Raw genomic sequence first — 16,547 nt, 5'->3', positions numbered from 1 at the left:
TCCTCTGATTGATCTTAAGCATGTAGGCCAGAATGTAAAATTGCGGTTGCACGTAAATCACGATACCAACGTTCAACTGGGTGCTCTTTTGTGAAACCATGACCACCCAGAATTTGTACGCCATCTGTTCCTATTTTCATGGATTTTTCTGCGCAAAGAAGTCGAGCTAAATATGCTTCACGATGGAAAGGTTTACCTGCTTCGGCAAGACTTGCGGCATTTAGAATCAGCATACGCATAGCATCAATTTCAATTGCCATATCTGCAATCATGAATGCGACACTTTGACGATGTGAAATTGGTTCTCCGAAAGCAGTTCGCTCATTGGCATATTTAATACAATAGGCTTTTACAGCTTCACAGGTTCCTACAGCCATTGCACACCACATTAAGTTGCCTAAATCTAAAAAGGCGGTGTAATCAAAATCTGTTGTACCTAGTCGTAGAGCAGGTGTATGACTGAATTTTAAAGTAGCTGTTTCTGTTGCTTTGAGGCCCATTGCTGGAGTGTTCTTAATGGAAATGGTGTCACCCACTTGCACTACAAATACATCCGACTTGCCATTAAAGTCAGCACTCACCAAGAACACATCAGCCAGGTCACCTAAAATGACTAAAGTTTTTTCACCATCTATAAAATATTGATCATTTTCAAGAGAAGCTTTGGTTTTTAAAACATAAGGGTTAAATGCTGGAGTTGCCTCTTGTACTGCAAAGGTTGCGGTAATGTCTGAGTCTTCAGCAAAGCAAGGCAAATACATTGACTGAACCTCAGTCGAACCCCAACGTGTGATTGCATTAATAACGCTAAATGTACTGAGTAATCCCGCTGTAAGACTAAAATCACCTTCAGCTAGTTTTTCAGCAATCAATAAGTTGCTGACTATATTTTGTTCGGCAGCAACGCCACCTAGTGCTTCTGGTAGGGCATAATAATTTAGCCCTAAATCTTCAACATATTGCCAAAGGCTTTCTGGAAATTGTGCTGATTGATCGGCATCATGAGCTAATCCTAGTAAAACTTCTTGAGCAAATTGAGACATTGCATCAGAAGTCATTTGTTGTTCTTCAGTCAGGCTTAAATCAAATAGGTTTTTCTTCTGTTGAGGTAGGCGTTGTTGTGAAATTTGTTTTGGTTTAAATGCTTTCTGAGTTTGGCTTAATGCTCTAAAACCAGCTTTTGAACCTTGATAAAGAGACTTTTCAAGAAATTTACGGAGTTTGAGTTGATCAAGTACATCGCTTCCAGCTAGTTTTGTGATCAGCGATAAACCCAACCCTTGGGCTTTATTGATCATATTTGTCATGATTATGGTGTCCTAACACATTGTTATTGTTTTATGCTGACACGCTATATAAGAAAAAACTATGTCGTTACTGACATTCAAAAAATGAGTAGATAAATGGTAAGAGTAAAATAAACTTGATTCTATGTGTTTGATTTTATAAATGAAAATTAATTTTTAAAAAGAATCATTTTGTTTGGATTGACTAGAATGACATAGAGCCATTCTAGTCTTGATAAATTAAGCAAAGTTACGAATCATACGACGTACATTTGTTTTGGCATCAATAACAGTCATAAATGTATATGCACCAATAAACTTACGGCTAATAAACATAAACTCTTTTGGAGGGACTGAGAAATAGCGCGACGCCATTGATTTGCTTGCTTGTTGCATAACACGACTATGCAACTGGCTTTTTTTCCAGTCATAACGTTCATGTTCATCCATCAGGCCAGCTGGCATATCTGGATTATTTGCAGGGGTACTGAATGCTTCGGTCGCAAGTAAAAAGACATCGGCCATGCCAGGTTTAATACTTTCAGGCATTGCATCAAAAAACTCATATCCAGTCATTGCTTGGACCATCGCATGTTTATCATGCTGATAACCCGCTTGTATGAGATTGCGCGCAACTGAGAGTAAGTGTTCATCGAACTGACGGATCGCACCAAAATCTAATAGTACAATTTTGTCCTGAACATCTTGGCCATTACCTAAACGAACAAGGTAGTTACCAAAGTTAGGGTCAGTTTGCATTTCGCCCCATTCAAATATCTCACGAACTGCAATCTCTAATGATGCTTCACCAAGTTGATTACGACGTTCTTGTGGAAGAGAGAGCATTACCGGACTATTAATAGGTACGCCGCGTTCAAATGTCATACATAAGACTTGATCGGTACAGTATTCATCTACAATTGTAGGAACAATATAGCGCTCATCATCTTTCAAGCGCTCACCAAAGCGGCGAGTGGTTGCTGCTTCTACATCATAATTGACTTCACGATGCATCATTTCACGTACTTCATCAAACCACTGATCAAACTCACGGGTTTGTGGCACCATACGTGTAAGCTTAAGCATGTTTTTAAATAAACTCATGTCTGAGTCAATTGCACTTGCCACGCCAGGATATTGAATTTTTAAAACTAACTCTAAGCCATCTGATTTGCGAATAGCGCGATGAACTTGTGCAAGAGACGCTGTACCAATAGGTTCATGATCAATCGTTAAGTCGTTTAATTTTGAACCGAGTTGTTCTTGTAAATGCGGCTTAATTGCAGGCCAGTCTAAAGCAACGGTTTGGTTGTTTAACGTATTTAATGCCTGAGTAATTTCTTCTGGTAAAAAATGTTCACCATAAAGCGCCATCATTTGGCCAATCTTAACAATAGAACCCTTAAGTTTGCCAATTTCAGAAACAAGATAATTAGCTTGCTCGCTCATTGCCTTTTTACGCTTCTTCTCTTTTTCTTCTTCACTAGAAAAGAGGGTAGAGGCACTCGCAGTAGCCCAACGTGTTCCTGCCAGTAAAGAAGCTTTCGCGATTGATAAGCGTCGATCCATGGAAGAAGTTTTTAAACTCTTAAGCTTATCGTTCTGATTTGACATGAAAATAGAATCCTATGCGCATCATGCAGCCAAACGCTGGTGATCTAAAATTGTAACGAATATTACATGTTTTGAACGTATTAAAATAGTTCCCTCAGACTGAATGGTGAGTTGAAAGTCTCATTTTGTATCTTAATTTTCTGTAAATAGCCTAAGTGGTATAATGAAAATTAAAATACAAGTCTTTCAGAAAGAGAAGCTAGATTAAAAAGCCGTTAGGTATTAACCGCTAACTCACATTTTAAACTGAATTTTTAATTCAGCCTTTTGCATTAAGTGGATACGATTAGCTTGAATATGTTGAATAACCAATTGCTTGACAGAATCATGCATAAAACCAAGTGCATGAGCCTTTACAATGATAATGCTAGGCAATGTATAGAAAAAATACTTAACATCCTCAAAAGTCGCATTATTAAAAATGCCTTGTTCGATTAAGGTCTGCTGTAAAAATTGCTTTTCATTTAATACATGATCTGACGACTCATCCCAAAAACGGTGACGCATTGCCATCAGATTGTTGTGTTTATAACTCATAAATTTGCCAGTTCAGACTTTAAATCTCAGTTAAATATATTGGAGTCATCCACTCAATATCAAGTTCAGATTGTTTTTTGTTCAGTGTCTGTTTGATTTTTCATGTAAATGATGTAAATAGCCTAAGCAAATTTTAAACTTTTCTTTAAAATAAATATAATCAACCTCATTTCATTAAAATCTAAAATCCTATGACACCTGCATGTAGACTGTTAAAAAGTAATAAAATTGAATTTTCTGTTCATCAATATGAACATGACGCAAGTGCTAAAAGTTTTGGCTTAGAAGCCGCAGAAAAATTAAACCTTGATGTAAATGAGGTGTTTAAAACACTTCTTGTTACCGATGAAAAAAATTATTTTGTCGCAATCATACCTGTTAATCATCAGCTCAGTTTAAAAAAGATTGCAACGGCGGTTGGGTGTAAAAAATTGCAGATGGCAAATCCAAAAGATGCCGAACGTTTGACAGGGTACTTAGTGGGGGGAATTAGTCCATTAGGCCAAAAGAAACGTTTGAAAACTGTGATTGATGCATCTGCACAAGAGCTCAGCAAAATTTATGTAAGTGGTGGTAAAAGAGGTTTAGATATTGGTTTAAACCCTAAAGATCTAGCACAGATATTAACGGCGCAATTTGTAGATGTACTGGATTAATTAAAAGTAGGGTATTACAAGTTGACATCTTAAATGAAAATGATTATCATTATTAAGTGGTGTTTGGTTCTACCAGAAAATAACAAGAGTTATAAACGCTTCTGGTATTGGTATACCTGCAAGACATAATAAAAAGAATGCAGGTTTATTTAGCAGTAAATGGACCTAAGAAAAATAAACATTATCAGCGCAATAAAAAGAATAAGCAAAGGTAGCAAGCGAGGATGGCTTGCTACTTTTGTACTTAAACTCAGTTTCAGGATTATTTTTATTATTCAACTTTTTTGAGCTTTTAACTTAGCTCAGTAACAGAATACTTATATTTTTGATTAAAAAATAACCACTAATGTTTCATTTATTATCATCCTACCTTTTTTAGTGATTTTTTGTATACCCTGAATAAAACATGATCAAAAAAGAGGTAAAAACGTGCTTATTTTTCATGGAAAACCTGTTCATGGAGCTATCTTTGATATGGATGGAACAATGTTTGATACTGAGCGTTTACGGTTTCAAACATTGCAACAGGCATCTCAAGAACTCATTGGGCAGGAGTTTTCTCACGAATATTTAATGCAATGTTTGGGTTTAAGTGCAACAACGGCGGAAAAGCTTGCACAACGTTTATATGGAGTAGATGTGCCATATAGAGAAATACGAAAAAGAGCTGATGAGATGGAGCTTGAACATATTCGTAAACATGGTGTGCCTATTAAAAAGGGATTAGTTCAAGTTTTAGAACGTTTACGAAAATCGGGTTTAAGAATGGCTGTTGCGACTTCAAGCCGTAGAGCAATTGCCGAAGAATATTTGATTAATGCGAATGTTTATAAGTTTTTTGATGTGATTACTTGTGGAGATGAAGTAGAACAAGGGAAGCCACATCCAGAAATCTTTTTAAAAGCGGCTAGTCAACTTCATTTAGACGCTAACCAGTGTCTTATGTTTGAAGATTCGGAAAATGGTTTAACTTCAGCGCATACATCGAAAGGTTTAACGATTTTATTAAAAGATATTAAAGAACCAAATGATGAAATGTTAGATAAAGCGCATTTTTATTATGATCAGATGTATGACTTCTTAACAGATCTTGACCAATTTATTCCTGTTATGGATATGCCAGAGATGCTGGAACCTTTTCCGCAAAGTCTGAATCAGCTTAATGTTGGGATACATGGTTTTGGAGCAATTGGCGGTGGTTATGTAGCACAAATCTTGTCGCATTGGGATGGTTATACGAAACCAAAACGTATTATTGCGTCAACAAGAAATAGTCTTTTCCGCGAAGCTGTAAATGCGTTTGGAGCTTACAGTATTCGTTATGGGCAATTTTCTTATGATGAACGTATTGAGAATATGACCATTGTTGATTCTGACAATGAACAACAAATGTTAGAGATGTATATCCATTCAAGTTTAATTGCACTTTGTTTACCCGAACAAGCCATCAAAGCTGAAGCAAAAATAATTGCAAAAGGGTTATATGCACGTTTTAACTCACCACTTGAAACATGTATAGAACCGCTAACCTTTCTAATTATTTTAAATAAAGTCGGTGCGAAATATTTAGTGATGAAGCATCTGAGAGAAGCTCTACTAGAGTTAACCAACGATGAAGATGTAACGGAGCATATTTTAAAAGAGCATTACTTTTGCGACACCGTAGTTAATCGTATGGTTTCAAAACTTTCTAATCAGAGTTTATATCGTCAGCTCCGTATTAAGCATAATTTTCTTGAACAGCATTTAGAAGATGTGGAGCAAGAAGAACAAACCGAAATTGAAGACTGCAATAAACTGACTCAAGATCAGCAAAATCAGGCTTCTATCTATGTTGATAACATGCGTCGTAATTTCCAGCCGGGGCATATATTACAAAGCATGGATTTAATTCTGTTCCATAGTGAAACCGATATGCCAATATATGTAGAGAAAGGCAGTCCTTTACTTGAAAAGTTGCGTCAGGTGGTATTGGTTGACCAAATTACAGATATTCAACTCATTAAAAACCGTCTATGGAATGGCGTACATGCGATGCTTGCTTGGTATGCCTCTTTAATGGGTTATGAATCTATCGGTGTTGCCATGGGCGATCATTCCGTTAAAGCATTTGCAGAGCACTTAATTACAGAAGTGAAGCAAGGGCTTGCAATTGCATTACCTAACTATGCAAAAGATCTGGATCGAATAGCGCAAAGTTTTTTAGACTCATGTGAATATGCATTTAAAGATCCTTGCCAACGCGTAGCTAGAGATCCATTACGCAAACTCAATCATAATGAACGTGTTATGGCATCAATTGAAGTGAATATTCGTCATGATTTGCCTTATAAAAATTTATTAAAAGGTGCTGCTTTAGGTTATGCCTATGCAATTCAATTTTTAGAAATTGAAGAGACTAAAGCGGTTGAACATTTGCAACAGCAAATTCAGACCTTAGACCTGAGTACATCTCAAAGAAGACAACTTGAAGTTGAGTTGGTTCAACTTATTCAATATTTGTTTTCTGAACAAGACAAACAACCCTTGAACATGAGTATTACCAACGCCAAAACTACAGGTACTCAATATGTTTAAATTCGCTTAATAAATTAAGGCTCTACAATTTAAAAGCAAACATGTTTTAATACAGAACTTGAATGATTTTGAATTAAAACTGTGCTGTTAAAACCCTCAACACTCATGGTGCCGACACCTATACGGGATTATCCTGAATGGCACTGTGGGCGTCAAAATTACGCTTTATGGTATCTAGAAATTAATGATCAAAAATTAGTTGATTATTTAGATACCTTGCGTGCGCATTTTTCAGAATTTCTATTAAAACCTAATCACCGGCAATATCATGTCACGCTATTTATATGTGGGTTCTTAAGCCATGAAATTAAAGTTCATAGTGACGACTTTAGTTTTAGTGAGTTTACACAGCAAAGGGAAATTTTAAGAAAAGAAGATATTGCACCATTTCGATTAAAAATTGGTTCGGTTGATAGTTTTAGTAGTGCTTTATTTGTAGAAATACGAGACACAGAAAATGTCTTATCTCTCATACGTCAAAAGTTAGGTTTAGTTTCTAATGAAATTGCAGCTTTAAGTTACTGTCCGCACATCACGCTAGGGTTATATAAAAATATCTATAGTAGTGATTTGATTTTGCAAAAAATTTCTCAATTACCTGTACAATACAAATACGCTGAATTTGATCTTAAAGTAGAGTATTTAACCTTTGGCTATTATCAGGCTCAAACTTTACAAGGTCAGCTGTATCCGTATCAGTATTCGTTTTTAGGTGATTCATGTTGCAATTGATTTTAGGTGGTGCCCGTTCTGGCAAAAGCCGATTGGCTGAACAAACGGCCATATCTATGCAATTAGCTGTCACTTATGTGGCTACGGCACAAGCGCTTGATCCAGAAATGCAAAGCCGTATTGTCCATCATCAAAATCAGCGTCCTGCTCACTGGTCTTTGGTTGAAGAACCATTATTTTTAGCAAAAACTCTGCAAGAAATTGATCGACCTAACCAAATTATTCTGGTGGATTGTTTAACACTTTGGCTAACCAATTTGTTACTTTTAGAAGATCAAAATATTCAACAATTTGAGTGTGAGCAGCTGTTAAGAGTTTTACCCACACTCGAGTCAGAAATTATTTTAGTAAGTAATGAAACGGGTTTAGGCGTTGTGCCACTTGGTGAAATTAGCCGCCGTTTTGTCGATGAAGCAGGAAGGCTACATCAGGCTTTAGGACAAATTGCAGATAAAGTTGTGTTTTGTGTGGCTGGTTTTCCAATGATTTTAAAAGGTGAGAAATAAAAATGAACTGGTGGTTAGAATCTGTACAGCAACCTAATTTAGATGCAAAACAACAAGCTGAGCAACATCAACTCCAACTTACCAAACCTACAGGTGCCTTAGGTGACCTAGAGCAGATTGCAATTACACTTGCCAGTTTACAGTCAAATGCACATCCACAAGTTAACCATCCATGGATCACAATTTTTGCAGGTGATCATGGCGTAGTTGAAGAAAATATCTCTGCATATCCTCAAGCTGTTACCCGTCAAATGTTGCAAAACTTCACAACGGGTGGCGCAGCAATTAGTGTACTTGCTAAATATCATGAAGCTCATTTACAAGTTATTGACTGTGGCACAGTGGGTGAAGCATATGAATATGCAGGTGTTGAGCGTCATTGTATTCGTGCTGGCACAGCAAATTTTGCCAAACAAGCCGCAATGAATGCTGACGAATGTCGTGCTGCTTTAGAGTTGGGAAAAAAGAGTGTAGATACAGCTAAGGCCGATGGCGCAGATATTTATATTGCAGGTGAAATGGGAATCGGGAACACTTGTTCAGCTTCTGCCTTGGCTTGTCTTTTACTAAATGATACTGCTGAGCAATTAACGGGAGTTGGTACAGGAATTGGTGCCGATCAGTTAAGACATAAAATTGAAGTAATTGAAAAAGCAATTGAGCTTCATCACAAACATGTCATTGGTGATGTCTTCAAAACACTTTGTGCTGTAGGTGGTTTGGAAATTGCGGCAATTACAGGTGCTTATATTCGATGTGCACAAGTAGGTTTACCTGTGATTGTAGATGGTTTTATTAGTTCTGTAGCCGCTTTATGCGCTGTGCGGATTAACCCTAAAGTACGTGACTGGATGTTGTTTGGTCATCAATCGGCTGAATATGGACATCGCCGTATTTTACAAGAGCTCAATGCTGACCCGATTTTAAAAATGAACTTGCGTTTAGGTGAAGGTAGTGGTGCTGGTACTGCCTTAGCATTAGTTAAAATGGCATGTGTATTACACAACCAAATGGCTACCTTTGCTCAAGCTGCTGTAAGCGGGGATAAAATTGGGTAAATTTAGGATCGATTTGCTCAGACATGGTGAAAGTCAGTATAGCCATACTTTACGTGGGCATTTAGATGATGAGTTAACAGCAAAAGGTTGGCAGCAAATGCAGTCAACCATTGAGCAAGTTTCAAACCAGACATGGGATGTCATTGTAAGTTCTTCATTAAAACGTTGTGCTTGTTTTGCTGAGCAGTTGTCGAAGACAACTCAGCTGCCTTTACTTGTAAATCATGACTTAAAGGAAATGTATTTTGGTGAGTGGGAAGGTGTCTCAACTCAGCAAATTTACGAAACTTCACCCGAACTACTTGCAAACTTTTGGCAAAAACCAAGTCAATATTGTCCACCTCGCGCAGAAACGTTAATGCAGTTTCAAGAGAGAGTTTTAAATGGTTTTCAAGATTTACTCGTAGGTATGCAAAACCAGAATTGGCAACATGCATTGGTTGTTACACATGGTGGGGTGATTAAGCTATTGGCTTGTTTAGCCAGACAACAACCTTTAGATGATTTACTTAAAATGCCGGCCGAGCTTGGGAAGTTATATTCTTTAGAGTTTTCTCAAACAAATGGTCAATTAACTTTCATGTTGAGAGAGTAGTTTTATATTTTTATACACTTGTAAGTTATTATTTTTATAAAGATATTTAAAATCATGTAATCGTACTGTCATTGCTAAAAATTAAGCTATTACTATTCCTTATTAATAGCCTATTTGACTTATGAATATTTTATTTAAAACGACCTTGCTTGCCACAACCATATTGCTTGTAGCCTGTAATAATAATGATGAGCAAGAAGTTCAGACTACACCTACAAACTCATCGAAATATTATCAAACCAAAACACCTTATCAACCGCAACAAGACCTAAAAAGCTATGAACAAGCACCAAATGGGTTCCAACCAGTTTTTACAGAATTAGTGGCACGTCACGGTTCAAGAGGTTTATCAAGTCTGAAATATGATTTAGCACTTTATAATTTATGGAAACAGGCCAAAGCAGAAAATGCTTTAACGCCGTTAGGTGAGCAGTTAGGTGCTGACTTAGAAGCAATGATGAAAGCCAATATCCTGTTAGGTTATGGTGTGGAAGGTATTCGCCAGTATGGTTACGGAAATGAAACCATGACTGGTATTTTAGAACACCGTGGCATTGCTGACCGATTATTACAACGCTTACCAACACTTGTAAACTCTCAAACATCTATATTGGTACAAAGTTCTGGGGTAGATCGTGCGGTGGATAGTGCTAAATTCTTCACTGCTGAATTGATTAAACAACAACCCCAGCTTAAAGATAAAATTGTTCCTGTGACTTATACCAGTTTATCGAGTTCAAGTGTTCCAAGTGTTGTAGATGGTGGTGTTGACCGTTTTAAACTTTATTTTCATAGTCTAAATGCGACTGAAGATTTGACTCAGCCATTGAGTGCTAGCCAACAAAAAATTTATGATGCGAGTCAGGCTTATCAAGATTTCGAAGCAAATAATAAAGATTTAGCCCAAAAGTTGAGTGAGTTATCAAAAAATACTCAGGCAGAAAAAATTGCCCAAATTGTACTTAATCCGATTTTTAAAGCAGACTTTATTAAAAAACTCGGTACAACAGGTTATAGCTTTAGTAATAATGGATCTTTTACAGTAACTTCACCAAAAGGTGACCAAGTTACAGAAAAAGGTAAGGGCAAAAATACAATTGCTAGTGCAGTAGATGCAGCAGCTTATATTTATGAGCTTTATTCAATTTCTGGTGGTATGAAAGATGAATTGAAAGGTATTGATTTTGATAAATATATGCCTTTAGACGCTGCAAAATTTTATGCTGAATTTAATGATGCCAATGATTTTTATGAAAAAGGCCCAAGTTTCGCAGAGTCAAACCAAGTTACAAGTGAAATTGCTCAAGGGCTTAAACAGGACCTGTTCCAACAAGTTGATGCGGTTGTAAATAAAGCTCAACCATATAAAGCAGTTTTACGCTTTGCTCATGCTGAAATTATTATTCCTCTAGCAACCAGCTTAGATTTGCATAATATGATGCAGCCTTTACCACTACGCCAGACTTATAACTATTCAACAAGCACATGGCGTGGTGAAGTGGTTTCACCTATGGCCGCTAATGTACAGTGGGATATTTACCAAAATAGCCAAGGGACTACTTTGGTTAAAATGCTTTATAACGAAAAAGAAACTTTGTTCAAATCTGCATGTAACTATGCACGTTATACACCAACCAGTTTTTACTACGACTACATCAAATTGAAACAGTGCTATCAAATGCAATAGATTTTCAGTTTTTGGAGTCCTTAATGGGAATAGGGATTGCTATTCCTATTTTTATTTCTTCATAATCCAATTTGCTTTTAAATATAGATCAGTTAGAGACTTGGATATGACACCTTTTTGGATAGCATTGCAATTTTTAACTGTTCTGCCTATTGAGTTAAAAACTATACCGACGGCGCAACAAAATGGTCGAGCTATTTTGTTCTATCCGCTGGTTGGGCTGGTTATTGGTGGCATTCTTTTTATTGCCGCTTGTCTTTTAGCCAAACTCCCGATTGTTTTACTTTCGGCAATCATACTCACTTTATGGATTTGGCTAACAGGTGGACTGCATTTAGATGGACTGGCCGATACTGCTGATGCGTGGGTAGGTGGTTTTGGAGATAAACAACGTACTTTACAAATCATGAAGGATCCAAGTTGTGGTCCAATTGGAGTACTTGGCTTAGTTATTATTTGTTTACTCAAATTTGCACTGATTTATGTGTTGATTGAACAACATCAAACGCTATTCTTAGTATTTGTTCCTGCATTTGGACGTGTGGTGCCATCTATTTTGTTTTTAACTACACCATATGTTCGCGAAAAAGGCTTAGGCCGTTCTTTGACAGACCATTTGCCCAAAACTGCTTCATGGATAATAACTGGGTTTGTTCTGCTGCTACCTTTGTATTGGGAGTTGCAAGGGCTTATTGCCATTATTGGTTTTTTAATAAGCCTGATTTATTTAAGATATCTGTTTATAAAACGAATAGGTGGTATTACAGGGGATACCATCGGTGCAGCGATTGAGATTAGTGAAACTGTACTGCTGTTTACTTTTGGCGTAAGTTATTTTTATTTAGTTTGATATTGAACTCCGCCCAAACAAAATAAAAAAAGCCCTCATTTTTGAGGGCTTAATTTTCATCTTAAAAGCATGAATTAACGGTTTGGTAAAACTTCTTTTAAAGCTTCATGCATTTCAAGCAATGTCTTTTCAGTAGTTTCCCAATCAATACAACCATCAGTTACTGATTTACCATATTCAAGGTCGCAAAGATTTTCAGGAATATCTTGGCGGCCGCCTTTTAGGTGACTTTCAACCATAATACCTACGATTGACTTATTGCCATCTAAAATCTGTTCAGTAATGTTCTTAAGAACAAGTGGTTGTAAGTACGGGTCTTTATTTGAGTTAGCATGACTCGCATCGATCATGATTTTGTTGCTAACTTTTGCTTTTGCTAAAGCATTTTCTGCTTCTGCAACAGAGCCAGCATCGTAGTTTGGCTTACCATTACCGCCACGTAATACTACGTGTGCATAAGGATTACCATTTGTATTAATAATTGAAACCTGACCGTCTTCATTTAAGCCTAAGAAACTATGGCCATATTTAACAGACTGCATGGCATTGGTTGCGACAGTTAAACCGCCGTCTGTACCATTTTTAAAACCTACTGGTGATGATAAGCCAGAAGACATTTCACGGTGAGTTTGGCTCTCGGTTGTACGTGCACCAATAGCAGACCATGAAATTAAATCTTGGTAGTACTGTGGAGAGTTAGGGTCAAGTGCTTCAGTTGCACAAGGTAAACCTTTTTCATTTAACTCAAGCAAAAGCTTACGACCAATACGTAAACCTTTTTCGATGTTAAATGAGTCATTCATATCTGGGTCATTGATTAGACCTTTCCAACCAATTGTTGTACGTGGTTTTTCAAAATAAACACGCATAACTAGATATAAAGTATCTTTAACCTTTTCGCTTAACGCTTTTAAGCGGTCAGCATATTCGTGAGCAGCTTTTGGATCATGAATAGAGCAAGGACCAATAACGACAAATAAACGTTTATCTGAACCATCTAAAATATTACGAATAGTTTCGCGACCTTTTAGAACAGTTTGTGAAGCAACATCAGATAAAGGAAGTTCTGACTTAAGCTCGGCAGGTGTTACAAGAGTTTGGATGCTTTTAATATTAACGTCGTCGATATCTGGCTTGGAAACGGAATTTGAATGTGTAGTCATTGCTGTCACTGGTTTGATCATACTAAAGGTTGTTTTGTGTACTGAATATACCATGAAATAATTATGAAAATGCTACATCTCATGGTATTTCAGTTTGGAAAAATCCTATTGATTTTACTATCTTTCAGTCGAGTTGCTTGTTTTTTCAGCAACTACTGCTTGTTGTTGTACCACAGCTGCTTTTGGTTTGGCTTTGACTGGGTGAACCATAAAGTTAACACCGAGGGCAAATAGGGTAATCCCTAGAATTTTTCGGATTAAGCGTTCCGGCATACGAGAGCTAATTAATGTCCCAATAATAATTGCCGGAATAGAACCCACCAATAACCACATAAGTAGCATAAAGTCGACGTTACCCGCACTCATATGTCCAAGACCAGCAACTAGGGTAAGTAATACGGCATGTACTACATCTGACCCAATAATTCGAATCATTGGTAAGTTCGGGAACATAATCACAAGTGCCATAATACCAAAGGCACCAGCACCAACAGACGATAAGGTTACGAATACACCTAAAATGATGCCCATAATGACAATATAGGTACGCTTGTTTTGAACAGCTAATTGCTCATTTTCAGCATGAGTAATTTCTTTATTTCGGAATTTACTGAAGAACTTTTCAATACGAGAACGGAAAATAATAGAAACACCAGTCAAGGTCAGCATAAAGCCTAAAACCATTGTTAAAACGGCTTTATAGTGTGTTGACTGACTTAAATAATGTTCCAATACCCAAGCAGTACCGAAAGATGCAGGAATACTACCGACTGCTAGCCATAAAACGATAGGCCACACAATATTGAGTTTTTTTGCGTGAACCATTGATCCACAGAACTTTGAAATTGCGGCATAAAGTAAATCGGTACCAATTGCGATATGAGGTTCAATTCTAAAAAGACCAATTAAAATTGGTGTCATTAATGACCCACCACCAACTCCTGTAATCCCTACACAGAAACCAACTAACATACCCGCTAAGATAAATTCAAAAGCACCAGACATCTTTATCGCCACTTATCACGAAACGCAGATATCTTATTCCTTTTAGAGATAAACAGTTGTCATGAATAATGATTTACTTATGCAAAAAAACGCTAAGCAATCAAAAATATGCCTATTTTGATGAAGTTTTATTCAAATTCATGACTTGGATGATGATTTCAAAGCTCTCAATGGGTTAAGCCAAAGTATGAGTAAAAAAGTAAGGGGTGTTGCAAAGATCCACCAGCTGACAAAACCAATTGAAAAACCATATTTTTTGATGAGAATAAACCCGCTCAACGCAAATAGTAAAAAGGCCGATATCCTCAAAAATGAATAATATTTTTGAGCCAACGATTTGAAATGACCCGTTGATTTCGGTGATCGATATTTCTCGCTAGATATGAATAATAAATACATACCCAGCAAAGTCAGGACAAAAACAAAAATCATCATGAATTCACCTCAATATTTAACTTATTCAGCTTTTTTTGAATTTTTTCTACAGCTTTATACTGAATAGGTCTAATTTTGCAGAATATGAAGAGTGCTAAAGCTGCAAATAACCAGAAAAAAACGTCTACACGAGCAAAGTTCCAATAGTCGCTGAGGCTTCGAATGTAATCATATTTGAGTAAATAGCTTAGATTTAAGATTGGAAGTACAATACAAAGCACAATAAAAATACTCAGTTGAGTTCGCCACAAATGCTGCTTTTTAGTGATTAAGGCAATAACTAAGCTCATCAGCCACACTAAAAAGAAGCTATAAATTTCATAATTGATTGTAGTTGTGGTGATGGTAAATAATCGATTTGCATATAAATAAGCAATGGTTGCACAAGGCAAGCCTACAAATGTGGCAACATTTAAACGGTCAACTAAATAATGCCCGAAATGAAACTTAGTATTTTTATTTTGAAGTTGGCGTTTAAGGCTCCAAAGTAATAAGCCAGACGCAATCATCACACAACCTAAAATGCCAGAAAAAAACAATCCTAAGCGAAGTAAAGGTTGAGCAAAAGTTGCCATGTGCAAACCATATACTCCCGCATAAAGTGTGGCAACGGCACTATGATTACGCGTATCACTTAAGACTTTAGCGGTTGTAGCGTCTAGGGTGATTTGTGCTTGATTACGGGTAATAGAGCGATCTTCTTGCTGAATAAACGTAATTTGAGCCTGATTAGTATTTGGGTTTTTAACACTCATAGTTTCTAAAGTTTGATTTCCCCAACGTTGCTGAACTTGACTCAATAACTTCTCAATCGCTAAGTTTTGAGCAGGTTGAATCGATTGGTTCTCAGAGACAGTCTTTGTGCGAATTTCTGTAAAATATTGATATGGATTCTCTGGATAGAGTTTTTGCATTCCCCAAGGTAGATATAAATAAAAGAAAATAGCTAAGCCTGTAAAAGTAATAGTCAAAAAGAATGGTAATGCAAGAACAGATGATACATTGTGAAAATCTAGCCATGAACGCTGAGACTTAAAGGTGCGTAAGGTAAAAAAATCGGTAAAGATTTTTTTATGGGTAATAATGCCCGAGACTAAGGCGATCAACATAATAAAAGCTGCTAAAGATACAACTAGCCGTCCAATTAATATCGGAACACCAAAAAGTTGATAGTGGAAACGATAAAAGAAGTCACCACCTTCGGTTGCCGAAAGTTTTAGTTGTTGACCTGTGTTTGCATCGAGTGTGGCATTTCCATAACCACCGTCAGATTTTTCCCAATACATGGTGTTAACGGGGCTTTCTACGGTAGCAACAGTTAAATACCAAGATTTGGCATCTGGAGCGTGTTTCTGTAAGTATTGATATGCCGTTTTAATTGCTACATCTTGTTTTATTTCATATTGTGCAAGTTGTGGTTGCATCCACAAATTAACTTCATGGCGGTAATACGACAAACTACCCATTAAAAAAATAGTAAATACGAGCCATCCAAATATTAAGCCAGTCCATGAGTGGAGCCATGCCATAGATTGGCGTATACCTTTATGCATAACTCACCATCCGTGTCACAAAAAAGAAAAGGGCGCATAGCGCAATTGATAGTCCAGTCAATTTCCATAATGATTGGATGCAGAAACCTAAAAGCACGAAAAGTACATAAAACAAAATAGAGATAAATGCTGCCAAATAAATGGCTTCAGGTTTGTCTAGAGTCAAATGAAAAATGCCAGTAAGACCAAGACTTAAATAAGCCATACAGGCATAACCCATACCGAAAACGACTAAGAATCGATAGAAAACTTTTATGCGATATGACATAGGGAGGTTTAAAGTTTTGGACATC

Annotated in this window: 16 protein-coding genes; 8 read left to right on the top strand and 8 right to left on the bottom strand. The window is 36.8% G+C overall.

What is annotated here, in order from left to right; all coding sequences use genetic code 11:
* Positions 1–14 precede the first annotated feature (14 nt).
* The 3 genes from ACIF8R_RS04000 to ACIF8R_RS03990 form a co-directional block, all read right to left on the bottom strand.
* A complete protein-coding gene (locus ACIF8R_RS04000) occupies positions 15–1,298 on the bottom strand; it encodes an acyl-CoA dehydrogenase family protein (RefSeq protein ID WP_396479517.1) in 1,284 nt (427 codons plus the stop codon).
* A 228-nt stretch (positions 1,299–1,526) separates the two neighbouring features.
* Complete coding sequence (locus ACIF8R_RS03995) at positions 1,527–2,900, bottom strand: AarF/ABC1/UbiB kinase family protein (protein ID WP_288421022.1); 1,374 nt, start codon at positions 2,898–2,900, stop codon at positions 1,527–1,529.
* A 234-nt stretch (positions 2,901–3,134) separates the two neighbouring features.
* A complete protein-coding gene (locus tag ACIF8R_RS03990; RefSeq protein WP_396479228.1) occupies positions 3,135–3,437 on the bottom strand; it encodes a hypothetical protein in 303 nt (100 codons plus the stop codon).
* 191 nt (positions 3,438–3,628) lie between these two features.
* Between ACIF8R_RS03990 and ybaK the strand changes: the two genes are divergently transcribed.
* From ybaK to ACIF8R_RS03950, 8 genes are all read left to right on the top strand, one after another.
* Positions 3,629–4,093: a Cys-tRNA(Pro) deacylase gene (gene ybaK / locus ACIF8R_RS03985; RefSeq protein WP_396479226.1), complete on the top strand. Its 465-nt coding sequence runs from the start codon at positions 3,629–3,631 to the stop codon at positions 4,091–4,093.
* 429 nt (positions 4,094–4,522) lie between these two features.
* A complete protein-coding gene (mtlD, locus tag ACIF8R_RS03980; protein ID WP_396479224.1) occupies positions 4,523–6,670 on the top strand; it encodes a bifunctional mannitol-1-phosphate dehydrogenase/phosphatase in 2,148 nt (715 codons plus the stop codon).
* Positions 6,671–6,775: 105 nt separating this feature from the next.
* Positions 6,776–7,402 (top strand): 2'-5' RNA ligase family protein, encoded by a 627-nt coding sequence (locus tag ACIF8R_RS03975; protein WP_396479515.1) that lies wholly within the window; start codon positions 6,776–6,778, stop codon positions 7,400–7,402.
* Entirely contained in the window at positions 7,390–7,908 is a 519-nt protein-coding gene (gene cobU / locus ACIF8R_RS03970; RefSeq protein ID WP_000939712.1) for a bifunctional adenosylcobinamide kinase/adenosylcobinamide-phosphate guanylyltransferase, read from the top strand. Before ACIF8R_RS03975 ends, cobU begins: the two co-directional genes overlap by 13 nt.
* Positions 7,909–7,910: 2 nt before the next feature.
* Positions 7,911–8,966: a nicotinate-nucleotide--dimethylbenzimidazole phosphoribosyltransferase gene (gene cobT / locus ACIF8R_RS03965; protein ID WP_396479222.1), complete on the top strand. Its 1,056-nt coding sequence runs from the start codon at positions 7,911–7,913 to the stop codon at positions 8,964–8,966.
* On the top strand, positions 8,959–9,561 hold the full coding sequence (locus ACIF8R_RS03960; protein ID WP_396479220.1) for a histidine phosphatase family protein: 603 nt from the start codon (positions 8,959–8,961) through the stop codon (positions 9,559–9,561). The genes cobT and ACIF8R_RS03960 overlap by 8 nt, the downstream gene beginning before the upstream one ends.
* Before the next feature lie 121 nt (positions 9,562–9,682).
* Entirely contained in the window at positions 9,683–11,248 is a 1,566-nt protein-coding gene (locus tag ACIF8R_RS03955; RefSeq protein ID WP_396479218.1) for a histidine-type phosphatase, read from the top strand.
* A gap of 106 nt (positions 11,249–11,354) precedes the next feature.
* Complete coding sequence (locus ACIF8R_RS03950) at positions 11,355–12,098, top strand: adenosylcobinamide-GDP ribazoletransferase (RefSeq protein ID WP_396479216.1); 744 nt, start codon at positions 11,355–11,357, stop codon at positions 12,096–12,098.
* Positions 12,099–12,172: 74 nt separating this feature from the next.
* Here the strand turns inward: ACIF8R_RS03950 and ACIF8R_RS03945 are convergent, their stop codons facing one another.
* From ACIF8R_RS03945 to ACIF8R_RS03925, 5 genes are all read right to left on the bottom strand, one after another.
* The gene (locus ACIF8R_RS03945) at positions 12,173–13,282 is read right to left on the bottom strand and encodes a 3-deoxy-7-phosphoheptulonate synthase (RefSeq protein WP_396479214.1); all 1,110 of its coding nucleotides are present in this window, start codon (positions 13,280–13,282) and stop codon (positions 12,173–12,175) included.
* Positions 13,283–13,378: 96 nt separating this feature from the next.
* Positions 13,379–14,266 (bottom strand): sulfite exporter TauE/SafE family protein, encoded by an 888-nt coding sequence (locus ACIF8R_RS03940; RefSeq protein ID WP_396463226.1) that lies wholly within the window; start codon positions 14,264–14,266, stop codon positions 13,379–13,381.
* A gap of 138 nt (positions 14,267–14,404) precedes the next feature.
* A complete protein-coding gene (locus ACIF8R_RS03935) occupies positions 14,405–14,701 on the bottom strand; it encodes a DUF1634 domain-containing protein (RefSeq protein WP_396463227.1) in 297 nt (98 codons plus the stop codon).
* Positions 14,698–16,254, bottom strand: coding sequence for a PepSY-associated TM helix domain-containing protein (locus ACIF8R_RS03930; protein ID WP_396479212.1), 1,557 nt, complete (start codon positions 16,252–16,254; stop codon positions 14,698–14,700). Before ACIF8R_RS03930 ends, ACIF8R_RS03935 begins: the two co-directional genes overlap by 4 nt.
* A complete protein-coding gene (locus ACIF8R_RS03925) occupies positions 16,247–16,546 on the bottom strand; it encodes a hypothetical protein (protein ID WP_311087742.1) in 300 nt (99 codons plus the stop codon). The genes ACIF8R_RS03930 and ACIF8R_RS03925 overlap by 8 nt, the downstream gene beginning before the upstream one ends.
* Position 16,547 lies beyond the last annotated feature (1 nt).

The organism is Acinetobacter sp. ABJ_C4_1, assembly GCF_044538495.1.
GTDB classification, from domain to species: Bacteria; Pseudomonadota; Gammaproteobacteria; order Pseudomonadales; family Moraxellaceae; genus Acinetobacter; species Acinetobacter nosocomialis_A.
The sequence above is the reverse complement of the archived record's forward strand: the minus strand, read 5'-3'. Positions and strand labels throughout refer to the sequence as shown.